This window comes from Dietzia cercidiphylli, from assembly GCF_014145145.1.
GTDB lineage: Bacteria > Actinomycetota > Actinomycetes > Mycobacteriales > Mycobacteriaceae > Dietzia > Dietzia natronolimnaea.
The window spans coordinates 1-15043 of record NZ_JAALEA010000002.1 but is presented as its reverse complement, the minus strand read 5'-3'; the positions used below and the strand labels follow the sequence as shown (position 1 = coordinate 15043).

Below are 15043 nucleotides of genomic sequence, written 5' to 3'. Positions count from 1 at the left end.
ACGCGTTCCTCGGACTCGCGGCACGGCGCGCGCGCGGCTGACACACGACGCGCACGCGGCTGTCAGCGGGGCAGACCGCTGGGGTTACCCTCACTCCCATGGTGTCCAGGAGCGCGGGCGTCCTCTCCTCGGGCGCGCAGGCGATTCGCGCGTCCACCTACAGCTCCCCGGCCAGGTCCGCGCTCGCGGCGTTCGCCTCCGCCATCGCCCTGTTCACCGCACTGCTGATGATGCCGTAGGCCACGTCCTCGGGCAGCTCGCCGGAGCTGCACGACGCCGTCTTCACGGCCACGTCAGCGGTGTCGGTGACGGGTCTGACCACGGTCGACACGGCCGCCCACTGGTCCTCGGCGGGTCAGGTGGTCATCCTGACGGCGATCCAGCTGGGCGGCCTGGGCATCGTGACGATCTCGTCGATGCTGGCACTCTCGGTCACCCGGCAGTTCGGGGTCCGCACCCGCCTGCTGGCGCAGACCGGGACGTCGGCGGGCGGGCTGGGGGAGGTCGGGTCGGGGGGACGGGATCTGGCATGCCGTCTTCTACGCCGTCTCCGCGTTCAACAACGCCGGTTTCATCCTCCACCCCGACGGCCTGGCGGCGGTGGCCCACGACCCCGTGGTCTTCTGGGCACTGATCTGCGCCGTGTTCCTGGGCAGTCTGGGATTCCCCGTCCTGCTGGTCCTGTGGAAGCACCAGTGGCACCTCGGCAGGTGGAACCTCCACACCCGCCTGACCGTCGAGTTCAGCGTCCTGCTGATGCTCGTCGGGGCGCCGGGATTCGCGGCGCTGGAATGGAGCAACGTCGCGACCCTCGGTGGGGAGAGCGTCGCGGACAAGCTGCAGAACTCCCTGTTCGCCTCGGTGATGATGCGATCCGGGGGTTTCGCCGTGATCGAGCCGTCGGACACCAGGTCCTCGACCATGTTCATCACCGACGCGCTGATGTTCGTCGGCGGCGGTTCGGTGTCGACCGCCGGCGGGGTCAAGGTCACCACCCTCGCCGTCATCTTCCTCGCCTTCCTCGCCGAGGCCCGTGGGCAGGAGGACACCACCGCCCACGGCCGCGCGCTGCCCACGTCCTCGGTCCGGGTCGCCGTCTCCGTCGCCGGCATGGGACTGACGCTGGTGTCGGCCTCGGCCCTGACGCTGATGGTCCTCACCGGCGAGGACCTCGGACGCCCGCTCTTCGAGTCCATCTCCGCGTTCGCCACCTGCGGTTTGAGTTCCGGCCTGAGCGCGGAACTCGAGCCCGCGGGGGTGTACGTTCTGTCCGGGCTCATGTTCGCGGGGCGGGTCGGCATCATCACGTTCGCCACCGCGCTCACAATGCGAGCCCAGCGCACCAGATACCGCCTACCCACAGAGAGGCCGATCATTGGCTGACCGCAACCGTCGCCAGTCCCCGGTGCTCATCGTGGGCCTGGGCCGCTTCGGCGTCTCCCTGGCCACCCAGCTCGTCTCCCAGGGGCGCGAGGTGCTCGCGGTGGAACGGGATCACGGACTCGTGCAGAAGTACGCCGACTCCCTGACCCACGTCGTGGAGGCGGACGCCTCCGACATCGAGGCCCTCCAACAGCTCGGCGCGCAGGACTTCTCCACCGCCGTCGTGGGCGTGGGGACCTCCATCGAATCGTCCGTCCTGGTGGCCGTGAACCTCGTCGACCTGGGCGTGGAGCACGTGTGGGCCAAGGCGATCAACAAGGCGCACGGAAAGATCCTCACCCGGATCGGGTGTCACCACGTCGTGTTCCCCGAGCACGACGCAGGTGTCCGGGTGGCGCACCTGGTCGCCAACCAGATGATGAACTTCATCAAGTTCGACGACAACTTCGCGATCGCGCGCATGCTCCCCCCGAGAGACGTCGTCGGTCGCACCATCGACCAGTGCCGGCCCCGCAGCCGCCACAAGGTCAACATCGTGGGGATCAAGCCTCCCGGCCAGCCCTTCCACTACGCGGAGCCGGAGACCTCGATCGGTGCGGAGGACGTGATCATCGTCTCCGGCCACGTCCGGGACCTCGAGAGGTTCGCCGACCACTCCGACCGGAAGCGATAGCTCCGGCGGATTCCCTCGCGGCAAGAAGAATGCTGGTCTTGGTGCGACTCCGGGACTAGATTCCGGACATGACAGTCACCGACGAGCTGCTCGAGGCCGCCACGGCCTACCGATCCGACTTCGACAAGGGCGGCCTGCCCATGCCGCCCGGCCGCAAGATCGCCGTGGTGGCGTGCATGGACGCCCGCCTCAACCCGTACGGGCTACTGGGTCTGTCCGAGGGTGATGCGCACGTGATCCGCAACGCCGGAGGCGTGATCACCGACGACGTCCTGCGCTCCCTCACGATCAGCCAGCGCCTGTTGGGCACCGAGGAGATCGTGCTGATCCACCACACCGACTGCGGCATGCTCACGTTCCGGGACGACGACTTCAAGGACCAAATTCAGGCCGAGACGGGCCTGCGTCCACGGTGGGCCGCGGAGGCGTTTCCAGAGGTGGAGGCGGACGTCCGCCAATCGCTGGCGCGGGTCGAGGCGGACCCGTACCTCTTGTACGGCACCGCTGTTCGCGGATTCGTCTACGACGTGGAGACCGGGGACCTGAATGAGGTGGCCCGCGGATAGGTCCGCCACGCGATAGGGGTGTCCGGGCCCTGGTCGAGTTATGGATGACGGCTGCGCGTCTCGGGTGCCGTCCCCGGCGAGGAGTTCATCGCTTTCTCACGCCGTGTTGCACAGGCCCGCTTCCCTTGGACGCCGCTAATTGTCGTTATGACAAGTAGACGATGCCGAGTTGTGAATCTCGCGAACTCGACCGCTCCCCGAACTGCTCGCACGTTCGTCCGGTCTCGCACTGGCAACTCGGCACCTCAGAACCCGGCGCTTCATCAGCAGGCGCGGGGGCGCGACTGGTGGAGCTGCTCGGTCTGAGGCTGTGCGCGATTCCGTCGCCCCCTGCGTGGGCGTGGTCGGAGACATTCCGAAAGCCGACCTTCTTGCCCCACACGGGCATATCGCCGTCTGGCGGGTTCGCCTGCGACAGATAGTCAACGGCGTGCCACAGGATCTCGTTTTCTTGCCCCTAAGAGTGGAGTCCACTGTGGCCGTCACGCGGCAACGATTCTCGGCGGCTCGCGGCATCGTCCGGCCTCGAAACCAGCGACTTACCATGACCAAGGTCATTGCGGCGTTCCTTGCGGTGCCAATGTCTCGGTGACGCGAACACTCAGTTCCGGCTTGTCGTGGCCTTCGGTGTGGGTGTATGTCCCGAGATGGGACCACATCGAGTCCACGAGCGGCTGGAGGAACAAACGGCCCAGCTGAGTGACGATGACGTCGACCACCTGAACAGCATCGGCGCGGACCCTAGACGCCGCGCCAGATTCCCGCATAGCCGCCACTTCCCGGTGTGTCAGCTCGGTGAGTCGCTCGAGTAACTCACCTCGCTGACCGCCGGGATCTAGCAACGCGCGGCGCAGGTAGTTCACCACCTCGGGACGCCTGACCAGCATGTCGACAACCGCGTCGTTGCGGATCCGGGCGATGTCGGCGCCTGGGATGTCCACGGGCGCCGAGGCAAGTGCGGTAGCGAAATGCTCTACGACCAGTCGCTCGACCGCCTCGCGAAGGCCGTCCTTTGTGCCGTAGTGATGGACCACGAGACCCACCGTCACTCCGGCCGCGGTTGCCACGGTTCGCAACGAAGTGCCGTCCTCGCCGTTGGCGGCGTAGAGATCCAGTGCGGCGTTGCGGATGCGCGCCTTGGCAGTGAGATCCCGGCCCGCGGCGCCTGGTGCGGAACGATTCACGCGGTTCCCCTTCAGTTGCGGTCGAGCCTACGGACCCCAAACTAGACTATACGTCGGTACCGCTTACTGTATGTTCGTACAGTACAAGGTGTCCCGGCTCAGTCGGCCTTGTCGACCTGACTATCGTGCCGTCGACAGCCAGTTGCTCAGGCCACCCGTATCGGGCCTCAGGGCCCCTTGGACGTCCCGGTCAAAGGTTGGGTCACGGGTCGGACGTGCGGGTGTCGGCGATATCTCCGTCGCCACAAGCCGAGGTATCGCACCCAGTACAACTTCATCGACAGGAAGGTCTGGACATGGACACATTTCGCGACAAGGCCGGCGAGCCGATAGGTACCGATATCGACAACTGGGTGGCCTCGTTCACGCGCATGGAATCCGGTTCCTCCGAGCTTCCTCCCCACCACCCCAACTGCCTTGGCTGTGGACCAGAGAACCCGAATGGTCACTTCCTCTCGGTACGGCGTGACGGAGACGGCGTCGTCGCACACCACCAGTTCGACCAGCGCCACGTCGGGGCACCGGGCATTGCACACGGCGGCGCGGTAGCGACCGTGATTGACGACCTCTTCGGCTTCTTGCTGTATTCGGTCGGCGAGCTCGCCGTGACGCGCCGTCTCGAGCTCGAGTATCTTGCGCCAGCACTACTCGACACCCCGTACATCCTGCGCGCTGCAGTTCGGTCTCGCGATGGCCGGAAATTGGACCTCACGTCCACGATGGAGGATGCAGAGGGCCGCACTGTTATTACTGCCACTGCCCTGTTCATCGTGGTCGAGGTTGAACACTTTTTGCAGTCACAGAGAAACTCGAGGGCTTAGGCCAAACTCACCGCCGCGAGCACCAGGCCCGAATACGTCGAGGATGTCGGCGGAGCCTGAAGATATTGAACGCCACGCCCAAAGAACGGGCGAAGCGGAAGGCACCGTGCAATGCCAGTTGCCCTGTACGAGTCAACCAAGTGGCAGCGCTACCTACGACGGAACCCCGTCGGCGGGTGGCCGGTCCAGTGCTTGAAAGCGTGTGAAAAGCTGGCGAGGTCGCTATATCCGAGGTCCGTGGCGATCTCGCTCGCGGACACAGATCCGTCCAGTAAACGAAGAATCGCGTACTCACGAATGACCGACTGGCGCAGTCCGCGATAGGTCATCCCTTCCTCAGAGAGGCGCCGCTTAAGTGTGCTCGTAGAGATGGAGAGTTCGTCTGCAATCCACTGACTTCCACAATCTGCGGGACGCTTCTCTATCAGACGTCTCACCTTGTCCGAATACGAGGCGATTTTACTCCGCTCGTCGAGCCTTCGCTGCAAGTCACTGATAGCGAGTCGATACGCCACGGGGTCAGAGAACCGGCAGACGTGATTGACCGCGTCAACGGGAAAATGCAGAATGGACAGTGAAGCGTCAAATACCAGGCGACCAGCTAACCGATCCTGATCCACGGGCAGACCTTCCGGAGCGGGCCAACCCAGTGAGAGTGTGATGTCTGGTGCATCGCCAACGAGTATATTCAGCAGCCTCAGCAGGACCGCACCACAGTAGGTGACCACTAGGGAGTCTAGGACTCGATCGCCCGTCTGCCCATTGAGCGCGACAGACACTCCGTGTCCACCTGCGTAGAACTGCGCACTCAGGGCTGGGGTTATTAGCGGCAGGTAGGCAAGCAATTCCAATATCTCGCCTGCGGAACCTGCGCTTACTAGTGGGACGCTTAATGGTCCGAAGGACGTCAGATGAGCATGCTGGGCGAACGCCAAACCGAGGGTCGTTGCTTGGTCAACGTCGAGGTCGGGCAAGGCTTCCCTGATCCACCGCAGGGGAACTTGGGCGTTGATGGCGAGAATTGACTCGACGTCGCTTCGCTCACGATCCATGATCTCGCGAAACCGTGCAACGGCGTCTTGCTCCAGAACTGGGCTCTCAAGTAACTGCGCGAACACGAGCGGTGGCACGCCCTCGCGATCAAGATTCATCGCCCCCGCCTTCTGAGCCAAATTAACAAGCTTCTGCCCTCAATCAACCTAGCCGCAGTCGTCGTTGTTAGCAATGCTGTGAGCAGCTATTACCCGAACAACCATGCAGGAGCCAGCGATGACAGTCGTAACCTTCGTCTCACATGAGGGAGAGAAGCACGTGGTGCCCTTAGAGGAGGGGCAGTCACTCATGCGGATCGCCGTCAACAACGCGGTGCCCGGGATTGACGCTGACTGCGGAGGCGAAGCCGCGTGCGGCACGTGTCATGTCATCGTTGATCCGCAGTGGTCCGAACAGGTCGGCCTCTCGGGAGCAAGTGAAGAGGAAATGCTCGCAATGAACCCGGAAAGGCTGCCGACCTCTCGACTGTCGTGCCAGATGACCGCGTCCGCGGATTGGGACGGCCTGGTCGTCCAGGTGCCAGAGTTCCAGATGTAACGACGAAGGGATCAAGAGTCGTGTCAAGCAATCATGTAGAAGTCGGGGACAGAATCCGGTCGGCCATCCCGATGGATCTTCAGATCCGGGGCGCCCATCTGTACGACAGGACTCGGCGCTGGGTGACAAGGACGAATGGGAAGAAGCTCTTCGTAGAGAGTCCCATTCCTCCCGTCGAGGATGTCGAGCTCGCCGACATCGACCTCAGTAATCCCTTTCTCTATCGCCAAGGCCGCTGGCAGTCCTACTATGAGCGCCTGCGAAACGAGGCTCCGGTCCACTTTCAGCCCAACAGTGCGTTCGGGCCGTTCTGGTCAGTGACCCGACATGAAGACATCATCGCGGTCGATAAGAACCATGAGGTCTTCTCCGCCGAGCCGATGATAGTGATCGGGGCCCCGCCTCGTTTTCTCGATATTGAGATGTTCATCGCGATGGACCCACCGCGCCACGACGTGCAGCGAGCAGCTGTGCAGGGGGTGGTGGCGCCGAAGAACCTGCGCGAGATGGAGACGCTCATTCGGTCTCGGGTTCGCGAGGTACTAGACGACTTGCCGGTGAATCAGCCGTTCGATTGGGTCCAGGCTGTCTCGATCGAACTGACAGCTCGAATGCTCGCGACGCTCTTGGACTTCCCATACGAGGAACGTCACAAACTCGTGTACTGGTCAGATATTGCAACTTCGTTCGAGGAAGCGAACGGTGGTCCTGCGGACCTCGACGAGACGTTCGACGGAATGCGCGAGATGGCGAGCGGTCTGAGTTCTCTGTGGTACGACAAGAAGGCTCGGTTAGCAGAGGGGGAGGAACCCGGTTTCGACCTGGTCACCATGCTGCAGAGCAACGAGAACACCAAGGATCTGATCGACCGCCCGATGGAATTCATGGGCAACTTTGTGCTGTTGATCGTCGGAGGGAACGACACGACCCGGAACTCGATGAGTGGTGGCGTTCTGGCGCTGAACCGGTTCCCAGACCAGTTCGAAAAGCTCAAGTCCAACCCTGACCTGATCCCCAACATGGTCTCCGAGATAATCCGGTGGCAAACGCCGCTGGCCTACATGCGCCGAATCGCCAAGACTGACACTATCTTGAACGGTCAGTTCATCCGTAAGGGTGACAAGGTCGTGATGTGGTACGCCTCGGGCAACCGCGACGAGCGTGTGTTCGAGCGGCCCGATGACTTCATCATCGACCGGGCCAACGTCCGCAACCACATCTCCTTCGGGTTCGGCGTACACCGGTGCATGGGCAACCGACTGGCCGAAATGCAGCTGCGGATCCTCTGGGAAGAGCTGCTCCCCCGCTTCGAGAACATCGAGGTCGTCGGCGAACCCGAGTACGTGCAGTCCAACTTCGTGCGGGGTATCAGCAAGATGATGGTGCGCCTCACCCCGAAATCCGGCACATGACATCGCAGCGAGCCCTCATCATCGGTGCCAGCCATGCCGGAGCCCAACTCGCGGCGAGCCTACGGCAGGACGGGTGGAGCGGTGAGATCGTCCTCATCGGCGAGGAGCCCACGGTGCCCTACCAGCGCCCGCCACTGTCGAAGGCGTATCTCGCCGGGAAAACCACCCTCGACGAGATCACCATCCGCAGTTCGGACTTCTACTCCAAGCAGCGAATCCAGCTTCTCAACGCGCACGTGGAGGCGATCGACCGCTCGGCTGGGCACATCGTTATGAGCACCGGCGACACACTGACATACGACAAGCTCGCGCTGTGCACGGGAGCCCGCCCTCGTCAGCTCCGCGTTCCTGGGGCCGATCTCGCCGGGGTCCATTACCTTCGTACCGCCGCAGACGTCGAGTTGATCCGCACGTCCGCCGCCCCCGGGCGGCGGGTGGTGATCGTCGGGGGCGGCTACATCGGACTTGAGACGGCCGCCTCACTACGGGCACTGGGCCTGGAAGTCACCGTGCTCGAGGCGACCACTCGCGTCCTCGAGCGGGTCACTGCTCCCGACGTATCAACGTTCTTCGAGCGGATCCACCGAGAGGAGGGCATCGATATCCGAACGGGCGCCAAAGTCGCAGCATTAGTCGGAGACGATTGCGTCCGGGAGGTCACACTATCTACTGGCGAGTCGATTCCGACTGATCTGGTCATCGTGGGTATCGGTGTTGAACCGAGAACAGAACTCGCCGAGGCGGCGGGCTTGACCCTGAACGATGGTGTGGTGATCGACGAGCACGCCCGAACCAGTGACCCAGCCATCGTTGCCGCCGGAGACTGTGCCAGCAAGTACATCTCTCGATACGGTCGCCGAGTCCGGCTGGAGTGCGTACCCGCAGCAACCGATCAGGCGAAACTCGCCGCGGCTACCCTTTGCGGGAAGTCCAAGAGCGCAGTGTCGCTGCCCTGGTTCTGGTCAGATCAATACGATCTCAAGCTGCAGATCGCCGGTCTCAACACCGGTTACGACGAAGTCGTCCTCAGCGGTGACCCCACCCGAGACCGCGACTTCAGCTGCTTCTACCTCCGTGATGGCGAACTCCTTGCTGCAGACTGCATCAATCGTCCCCGTGATTTCATGCTCAGCAAACAGGTCATCACACAGCAGCGTCCTTTCGTCCGGACCGATTTCGCCCATACGGGTTCTCCCGATTCCTTGCGCAATGGGTAAGCCAGTCCCGAGCGAGACTCGCACGGTCAGCGGCGGAGCCTCGACGAACGGCGCTGACATCCCACTGGCGCAGCAAGAGAGCCCGGTTCGTGCCCGCCTGCCGTTCAGAAAGGAACTCTGATGACTCGCCAGACGCTCATCGAGAACTATCCACATCGGGTCGGGGGGCACTGCGGCTCAGCCGCGATGCGAGACCTCCTGCACTGGCAAGGCCTCGGCTGGGAAGAACCGCCCGATGAAGGTCTCGTCTTCACCCTCGGGGGGTCACTTGGCCTGTCCTACTTGCGCTCGAGCGACCTCTTCCCGCCGCTTTATCTGGTAGGGAGAGACTCCGATTTCGAAGTAAATCTCCCCCATCTACTGGGCGCACAGGTCCAAGTGCTCACGACCGACGATCCCCGAGAAGGATGGTCGTGGATTAGCCAGGAGGTCGATGCCGGAAGGCCAGCCCTGATATGGGGCGACATTGCAGAGTTGCCCTACCTGCGGGTTCGGCTCCAAATGAGTCGCCACGATATCGTGGTAATTGGTTACGACGAGGCGGAGAGGATCGCCTTCGTTGTTGACAACGACCGTGCCGAGGTCCAAAAGGTTCCGTTCGACGCTCTCGCTCGAGCACGGTCGTCGATGTCATTCCCACAACCGACACGTCACACCACGTACCGCATCGCCTGGCCGCATGAGTTACCAGACCTTGCGCAGGTTGCCGCAGCGGCTTTCCGTCAATCGGCAGCGAACATGCGCCACCCAACTCCGCCCGGAGTCGTCGATCTCACGACCGCGGTGAGCGGTTCCGAAGGCTTAGCAGCAGTCGCCCAGCTCGCCGCTGATGTCCGGACTTGGTCCCATCTACCGGCTGACGAACTCGAGATCCTCTTATTCAGCTTGAGCGCTTTCATCGAGAAGGCCGGCACCGGAGGTGGCCTGTTCCGAAAGCTGCTCGCTGACGGCTGCGCGGACGTGGCACGTTTGACCGGTGACCTCGCGACCGAAGATCTCGCCGTAGTCGCCAGACACTGTGCACAGACATGGACGGAAGCCGGAAGGGCCGCAAGCGAGCACGAGGTCGATGTACGTACTCGGCTGGAACGTGTGGCTTCGGCGGTTAGCCTCCTGCCCACGCTCGAGCTTCAACTGGCTGAAGCTCTGGAGTCAGCTTCGCGATCACTTGCAGCAGCCTGACGAATCGGGAAGTCCAAACTGGACGGTAGAAATTCCGGCCGCACTCAGACTGCAGCGGATGGCTCGCCGCAGCACGCACCGAAACGACCGGGCTCTAGGGTTGCCTCGCCACCTCCCCAGCGACCTCGGCGATCGAGCGGTCACACCCATCCGACAAGAAGAAGCCCCGATTTAGCGAGATCCGCCGGCGCCAGGGCGGTTCAGGCCGTGGCTGGATTCGGCCGGGATGGGTTCGCCTCCCTGCTTGCGGGCAGCAAGAAAATCATCAACGAGTTGCACGCATCCGTCGTGGTCGACGGTGCAGAGCCCAGTAAGGCGAGCGAACACGACGGGACCCAGGAGTTGAACGATCGCGAAGGTGGTGTCGACGTTGCCGAGCTGTGCTCGAACGTCAGGCTGTGTGAGGATGCGGTCAAAGGGCTGCCGGTATTCCTCGATGACTCGACTGCGCAGTGAGGTGATCGCGGCCGAATCGGCAGGATCGCTGCCGCCGACTGATCCGATTGACAGCCAAGCCAGAGTTGTAATGTTCAGCGGCGCCTGGTCAATCAGGTCAGCTTGGGCCGTGAGAAGCGCGATGAGTTGGTCGCGTACCGACCCACTGGTGGCAGAGACTTCGACGCGAGGCAACAGCCGCTCGAAGGACGCTGCAAGCAACTGGGCGGTGCCGCCGAAATGCCGATAGAGCGTGGCCCGCGCAACCTTTGATACTCGAGTGACCGCCTCGACGGTAACCGCCTCTACACCGCCAGTGCTCAGAAGATGCGTAGCAGCGTCGAGTAATCGTTTTCGTGAGCGCAGCAGTCGCGGATCGAGCTCGTCGTCGTCCGTAGCGGGCCGATCAGCACTCCAGTCGTTCACGCTCTCCCCCTTCGGCCGACGGTCACTTCTCGTCCAAGCTAACCTGTCCAGCCAGCCGGATACTGTGATACTACTTGTCTCGAAACAAGACCGACCATCTCACAGCAAGGGGCCGGCGATGAACTCGTCCCAACAGACCATCACCGAGTCATCCCGGTGGACCCGAGCCGAATGGTGGATGCTCACGGTGTCGTGCCTGGCCGTGGCGTTGGTGGTCGCGGCCATGGCCGCGCTGTATTCGGCATTACCGCAGATTGCGGTAGAGACTGGAGCGACGCAAGCCCAGCTGACCTGGATCGTCGATGGCTACACGCTGGTACTGGCGTGCCTGGTCCTGCCCGCTGGAGCGATCGGTGACCGCTACGGCAGACGGGCGGTTCTCGTAATAGGTCTGGTGATATTCACCTTGGCGTCCGCACTTCCCCTGCTGCTGTCTGACCCGGCGTGGTTGATCGCTGCGCGAGCGATTGCCGGGGCGGGCGCTGCACTGGTAATGCCCTCGACGCTCTCGATTCTGACTGCTGGTTTTGCCGCCGTTCATCGCGGCCGAGCAGTAGGTGTGTGGGCTGGAGTCGCCGGCTCCGGAGCAGTGATGGGCATCCTCGGCGCCGGGGTGTTGCTTGAGCGCTGGTCGTGGGTGTCGGTATTTGTCGGCCTGACTGCAGCGGGAGCGTTATTGGCCGCGCTGGCGTGCACGATCGCTGAGTCCAGCCAGCATGATCACCCTCCCGTGGACTGGGTGGGCGCGGCGGCAGCTGCAGTCGCGGTTGCGGGAATCGTATTCGCCACGATCGAGTTTCCAGCGCGGGGTTGGGCCGACCCGATCGTTCTCGCCAGCGCCGGGGCCGGCATGTTGGCGACAGCCTTTTTTATCCTGATTGAGCTGCGATCCTCGGCCCCCTTGTTGGATGTTCGGTTGTTCGCCAAGCGCGGCTTCAGCGCCGGCTCGTTGTCGGTGGCCATCCAATTCTTGGTCACTTTCGGGGTATTCCTACTCCTGGTGCAGTACCTGCAACTGATCCTGGGATATGGACCGCTGGCCTCGGCGTTGGGGTTGGTGCCGATGACGGTCCCCCTGATCGTGATCTCGGTGATCGCCCCCCGACTGTCACAGCGATTTGGGCTGCGAGTGATGACCGTCGCTGGCCTGGTGACCATCGCAGTTGGTCTGATGCTGGTGAGCAGGCTGACCGTCGATGCACGTTACCTCGACCTGCTTTGGCCGCTGGTGATCATGAGCGCAGGACTTGGACTATGCACAGCCCCGGCGACCTACGCCATCATCGCCGAAACTCCGGAGAGCAAACACGGGGTCGCCGCCGCAGTCAACGATGCGGCCCGCGAGATCGGCGCTGCGATGGGGATCGCGGTAGCCGGCAGTGTGCTGGCCGCCGGATACACCCGCCACATTCAACCCACCCTTCCCCAGCTGCCCGAACCTGCCCGTGGTCCGGTCGCCGATTCTCTGGCCGCCGCACTAGAGGTCGCCGCACAAGCCGGACCAATGGCGCAACCATTGGTCGACTCCGCCAAAGAAGCATTTGTGAACGGCAGCAGTCAGGCCACGCTTACGTTGGCAATCCTTACCGCCGGCGCCGCAGTCTTGCTAGCGTTCCTTGCCCCGGGCGCTGCTGGCTCACGCGACCACAAAACCATGGCCAGCTCAAAAGCACCGGCTCACCGGGCAGTGGCGGCGGATAAGTAGCCGATCCAGATTCAGACTGCATGGAGAATCTGCCCAAGCTCATCAAGAACCGCAGTTTCTGGTGCGCACGGCCGGGTTCGGCGCGGACGGCCTCCATACGAGCATCCGGTCGCGACTCCCCCGCCAGCTCTCGCTCACGAGCGTCATTCTGCTCGGCAGTCGACAACAACAGATGCGCCACCGCACTACCCGCTCAGACCACGCGGCAGCTTCGCCGCCAGTAACTCCGCCAAGCTTCCAACAGATTCTTCTACTGAGTCGACTTGCCCGCCAGGATGAGCAACCCTGGCCGCGCTGAAGGCGACAGACTTCTCTTCATATCCAGCTGTAGGCATCAAGGCAACGGTGGAGGGCACCGTGGTCGAGGTCGGCGGCCCTTACCTTCTCGACCAGCACGACCGCGATGAACTCCCCCGGCGCGGCACCCAGGAAAGCAGCGAGTCGCACACCTACCCGGCATTACCGCGGAGGATGTCGCCCAGCAATGACTGGTATCCACCGCGAGGCGGGGACAGGACGCATGTGATCCCCAGTCGCACCAGCCTGTCGATGACGTTCTCGTGGTCGTCCACCGCTAGCACGCCGTCATCCGCGAGCTTTCGAAAAGAGGGCGCGAGCGCGCTGGTAATGGTGTCGATGATCGGCGCAGTCTGAAGCACGAGGGCTTCGCCGATGATTCCCGGCTCGTCCGTGCGGACCTTACGGAACAAGGGGTGCTGCTCCACCCGCTCCAGGGCCCGCGCGCAAACGGAAAGCACATCGGGTGCGACAGTCGCGCTGTCGAGCCCGCGAATCACCTCGCTCAGCAGGCGCTCGATCTCGCGTTGCAGAAGGCTCGTCGCCGCGCGATCGACTGAACCAAGAATCCGGTACGCCGTTGTCCTCGATACCCGCGCCACCGCCGCGATGTCGGTCATCCGCGTCCGGCTGACCCCATGGCGCAAGAAGGCCGACAAGGTGGCGTCTAGGTACAGCTGCTGGTCGATTTCACGCCTCCTCGCAGTGGGGAACCACTCGCCTCAATTCTGGCAGGCAAACCGGGTGTACAGTGGGACGAAAGTATTTTACCGTCCCAAGTGGCCCGTCCAGACCGGAGGCCCCAAGTGTCAGAGCTCTACAACCCGTACGACCCCGCCGTCCAGGCAGACCCGTATCCGATTTATCAGGTGCTGCGCGAGGAGTCGCCGGTCTACTGGAACAAGGAACAAGAATTCTGGGCACTATCCCGGTTCGACGACATCTGGGCTGCCACGCAGGACCACCGGCGCTTCTCCTCTGCGAAGGGGATCGTCGTCGGCCAGGACCTCGCGGCAGGCATGGGCGACCTGATGCCGATGATGATCATGATGGACCCCCCACGGCACTCCGCTCTGCGAAAGCTCGTGTCCCGGGCCTTCACTCCCAGGCGGATCGCCGAAATGGAGGGCAGCATCCGGGCTACCGCGCGGGGACTCCTGGGGTCTTTCATCGAGCGAGGTGAGGTCGACTTCGTCCACGAGTACGCCGGCCCCCTGCCCACGATTGTCATGGCGGACATGCTCGGCATCCCGAACGAGGACCGGCAGCAGTTCCGGGATTGGTCCGACCGTCTCGTGCAGGTCAATCCCAACGATCCGGCCTCCGTCGAGGATGCGACGAACGCGGCCCTGGGGCTCTACGGTTACTTCACGCCGATGCTCGCCGCACGCCGCGCCAACCGCAAGGACGACCTCATGTCCGCCCTCCTGGACGCCGAGGTCGACGGCGAGACGCTCACCGAAGAGGAACTCCTCGGCTTCTGCTTCATGCTTCTCATCGCCGGCAACGAAACCACGACGAACCTCATCTCGAACACCGCCCAGATCCTGAGCGAACGCCCCGAAACGCTGCGAACGATCGCCGCGGAACACAGCCTGCTCCCTGCAGCTGTCGAGGAATTTCTCCGCCTTGAGTCCCCCGTCCAAGGCCTCGCCCGGACCGTGACCGAAGATGTCGAACTGCACGGTGAAACCATGCGAGCTGGCAGCAAGGTGATGCTGCTCTACGGGTCGGCGAACCGTGACGAGAGGGAGTACGCTGACCCGGAGTCATTCATTCTCGACCGGAAAACCGAGCGCGGTCTCGCCTTCGGTCACGGCCCCCACTTCTGTCTCGGTGCCGCGCTGGCCAGGCTCGAGTGCCGAGTCGCCTACGAGGAACTCCTGTCCTACGTACCCGACTTTGCACTTGCCGACGGCGCCGAGCGCCTCCTCTCAGGGCCCGTGAGGGGCTACAAGAAGCTGCCGATAACGTTCGAACCGACGTCCATCAGCGCCAGATGAGCCACGGTGGCGACAACCAACAAATAGCGCGTGCCAGCCGCGTTCAATCAGAGCTCACAATTCCATTCTTTGGCTGTTAAAGCGATGGCAGTACGCCGACTAGAGCGGTAACGCGGGCCGCTGACACTGGCCGCTGACCCTGGCCGCTG

At 63.1% G+C, this 15043-nt stretch carries 15 protein-coding genes; 11 read left to right on the top strand and 4 right to left on the bottom strand.

Translation table 11 applies throughout. From position 1 onward, the window contains the following. Window positions 1–98: 98 nt before the first annotated feature. The 4 genes from G6028_RS17390 to G6028_RS00150 all read left to right on the top strand — a co-directional run bounded on the left by G6028_RS17390 (window position 99) and on the right by G6028_RS00150 (window position 2622). Complete coding sequence (locus tag G6028_RS17390) at window positions 99–239, top strand: hypothetical protein (RefSeq protein ID WP_206682149.1); 141 nt, start codon at window positions 99–101, stop codon at window positions 237–239. Between the two features lie 283 nt (window positions 240–522). After that, window positions 523–1383: a potassium transporter TrkG gene (locus tag G6028_RS00160; RefSeq protein ID WP_338404108.1), complete on the top strand. Its 861-nt coding sequence runs from the start codon at window positions 523–525 to the stop codon at window positions 1381–1383. Next, window positions 1376–2056, top strand: a complete 681-nt coding sequence (locus tag G6028_RS00155; protein ID WP_187702129.1) for a potassium channel family protein — start codon at window positions 1376–1378, stop codon at window positions 2054–2056. Before G6028_RS00160 ends, G6028_RS00155 begins: the two co-directional genes overlap by 8 nt. Window positions 2057–2124: 68 nt before the next feature. Further along, on the top strand, window positions 2125–2622 hold the full coding sequence (locus tag G6028_RS00150) for a beta-class carbonic anhydrase (protein ID WP_179523827.1): 498 nt from the start codon (window positions 2125–2127) through the stop codon (window positions 2620–2622). A gap of 554 nt (window positions 2623–3176) precedes the next feature. Here G6028_RS00150 and G6028_RS00145 read toward each other — a convergent pair. Then, on the bottom strand, window positions 3177–3806 hold the full coding sequence (locus G6028_RS00145) for a TetR/AcrR family transcriptional regulator (protein WP_179523828.1): 630 nt from the start codon (window positions 3804–3806) through the stop codon (window positions 3177–3179). Window positions 3807–4102: 296 nt separating this feature from the next. Between G6028_RS00145 and G6028_RS00140 the strand changes: the two genes are divergently transcribed. Then, on the top strand, window positions 4103–4627 hold the full coding sequence (locus G6028_RS00140) for a PaaI family thioesterase (protein ID WP_179523829.1): 525 nt from the start codon (window positions 4103–4105) through the stop codon (window positions 4625–4627). A 149-nt stretch (window positions 4628–4776) separates the two neighbouring features. Here G6028_RS00140 and G6028_RS00135 read toward each other — a convergent pair whose 3' ends face one another. Beyond that, the gene (locus G6028_RS00135; protein WP_182657607.1) at window positions 4777–5778 is read right to left on the bottom strand and encodes a helix-turn-helix domain-containing protein; all 1002 of its coding nucleotides are present in this window, start codon (window positions 5776–5778) and stop codon (window positions 4777–4779) included. A 118-nt stretch (window positions 5779–5896) separates the two neighbouring features. Here G6028_RS00135 and G6028_RS00130 point away from each other — a divergent pair, with 118 nt between their 5' ends. The 4 genes from G6028_RS00130 to G6028_RS00115 all read left to right on the top strand — a co-directional run bounded on the left by G6028_RS00130 (window position 5897) and on the right by G6028_RS00115 (window position 10028). After that, a complete protein-coding gene (locus G6028_RS00130) occupies window positions 5897–6217 on the top strand; it encodes a 2Fe-2S iron-sulfur cluster-binding protein (RefSeq protein ID WP_067718080.1) in 321 nt (106 codons plus the stop codon). Window positions 6218–6288: 71 nt separating this feature from the next. Further along, window positions 6289–7629 carry a cytochrome P450 gene (locus G6028_RS00125; protein WP_067718083.1) on the top strand — a complete coding sequence of 447 codons (1341 nt, stop codon included), beginning with the start codon at window positions 6289–6291 and terminating at the stop codon, window positions 7627–7629. Then, window positions 7626–8846 carry an NAD(P)/FAD-dependent oxidoreductase gene (locus G6028_RS00120; protein WP_179523830.1) on the top strand — a complete coding sequence of 407 codons (1221 nt, stop codon included), beginning with the start codon at window positions 7626–7628 and terminating at the stop codon, window positions 8844–8846. The genes G6028_RS00125 and G6028_RS00120 overlap by 4 nt, the downstream gene beginning before the upstream one ends. 120 nt (window positions 8847–8966) lie before the next feature. Then, complete coding sequence (locus G6028_RS00115) at window positions 8967–10028, top strand: BtrH N-terminal domain-containing protein (RefSeq protein WP_179523831.1); 1062 nt, start codon at window positions 8967–8969, stop codon at window positions 10026–10028. A 171-nt stretch (window positions 10029–10199) separates the two neighbouring features. Here G6028_RS00115 and G6028_RS00110 read toward each other — a convergent pair whose 3' ends face one another. Further along, window positions 10200–10889 (bottom strand): TetR family transcriptional regulator, encoded by a 690-nt coding sequence (locus G6028_RS00110; RefSeq protein ID WP_179523832.1) that lies wholly within the window; start codon window positions 10887–10889, stop codon window positions 10200–10202. A gap of 118 nt (window positions 10890–11007) precedes the next feature. Here G6028_RS00110 and G6028_RS00105 point away from each other — a divergent pair, with 118 nt between their 5' ends. Continuing rightward, complete coding sequence (locus tag G6028_RS00105; protein WP_179523833.1) at window positions 11008–12594, top strand: MFS transporter; 1587 nt, start codon at window positions 11008–11010, stop codon at window positions 12592–12594. Between the two features lie 449 nt (window positions 12595–13043). On the opposite strand, the gene G6028_RS00100 is transcribed toward G6028_RS00105, so the two are convergent. Next, entirely contained in the window at window positions 13044–13511 is a 468-nt protein-coding gene (locus G6028_RS00100) for a hypothetical protein (RefSeq protein WP_182657605.1), read from the bottom strand. Window positions 13512–13697: 186 nt separating this feature from the next. Here G6028_RS00100 and G6028_RS00095 point away from each other — a divergent pair, with 186 nt between their 5' ends. Next, on the top strand, window positions 13698–14894 hold the full coding sequence (locus G6028_RS00095; protein WP_182657603.1) for a cytochrome P450: 1197 nt from the start codon (window positions 13698–13700) through the stop codon (window positions 14892–14894). Window positions 14895–15043 lie beyond the last annotated feature (149 nt).

Coding starts and splice junctions, on each gene's coding strand:
- G6028_RS17390 (WP_206682149.1), top strand. CDS start 99: ATGGTGTCCAGGAGCGCGGGCGTCCTCTCCTCGGGCGCGCAGGCGATT.
- G6028_RS00150 (WP_179523827.1), top strand. CDS start 2,125: ATGACAGTCACCGACGAGCTGCTCGAGGCCGCCACGGCCTACCGATCC.
- G6028_RS00140 (WP_179523829.1), top strand. CDS start 4,103: ATGGACACATTTCGCGACAAGGCCGGCGAGCCGATAGGTACCGATATC.
- G6028_RS00135 (WP_182657607.1), bottom strand. CDS start 5,778: ATGAATCTTGATCGCGAGGGCGTGCCACCGCTCGTGTTCGCGCAGTTA.
- G6028_RS00130 (WP_067718080.1), top strand. CDS start 5,897: ATGACAGTCGTAACCTTCGTCTCACATGAGGGAGAGAAGCACGTGGTG.
- G6028_RS00125 (WP_067718083.1), top strand. CDS start 6,289: ATGGATCTTCAGATCCGGGGCGCCCATCTGTACGACAGGACTCGGCGC.
- G6028_RS00120 (WP_179523830.1), top strand. CDS start 7,626: ATGACATCGCAGCGAGCCCTCATCATCGGTGCCAGCCATGCCGGAGCC.
- G6028_RS00115 (WP_179523831.1), top strand. CDS start 8,967: ATGACTCGCCAGACGCTCATCGAGAACTATCCACATCGGGTCGGGGGG.
- G6028_RS00105 (WP_179523833.1), top strand. CDS start 11,008: ATGAACTCGTCCCAACAGACCATCACCGAGTCATCCCGGTGGACCCGA.
- G6028_RS00100 (WP_182657605.1), bottom strand. CDS start 13,511: ATGACCGACATCGCGGCGGTGGCGCGGGTATCGAGGACAACGGCGTAC.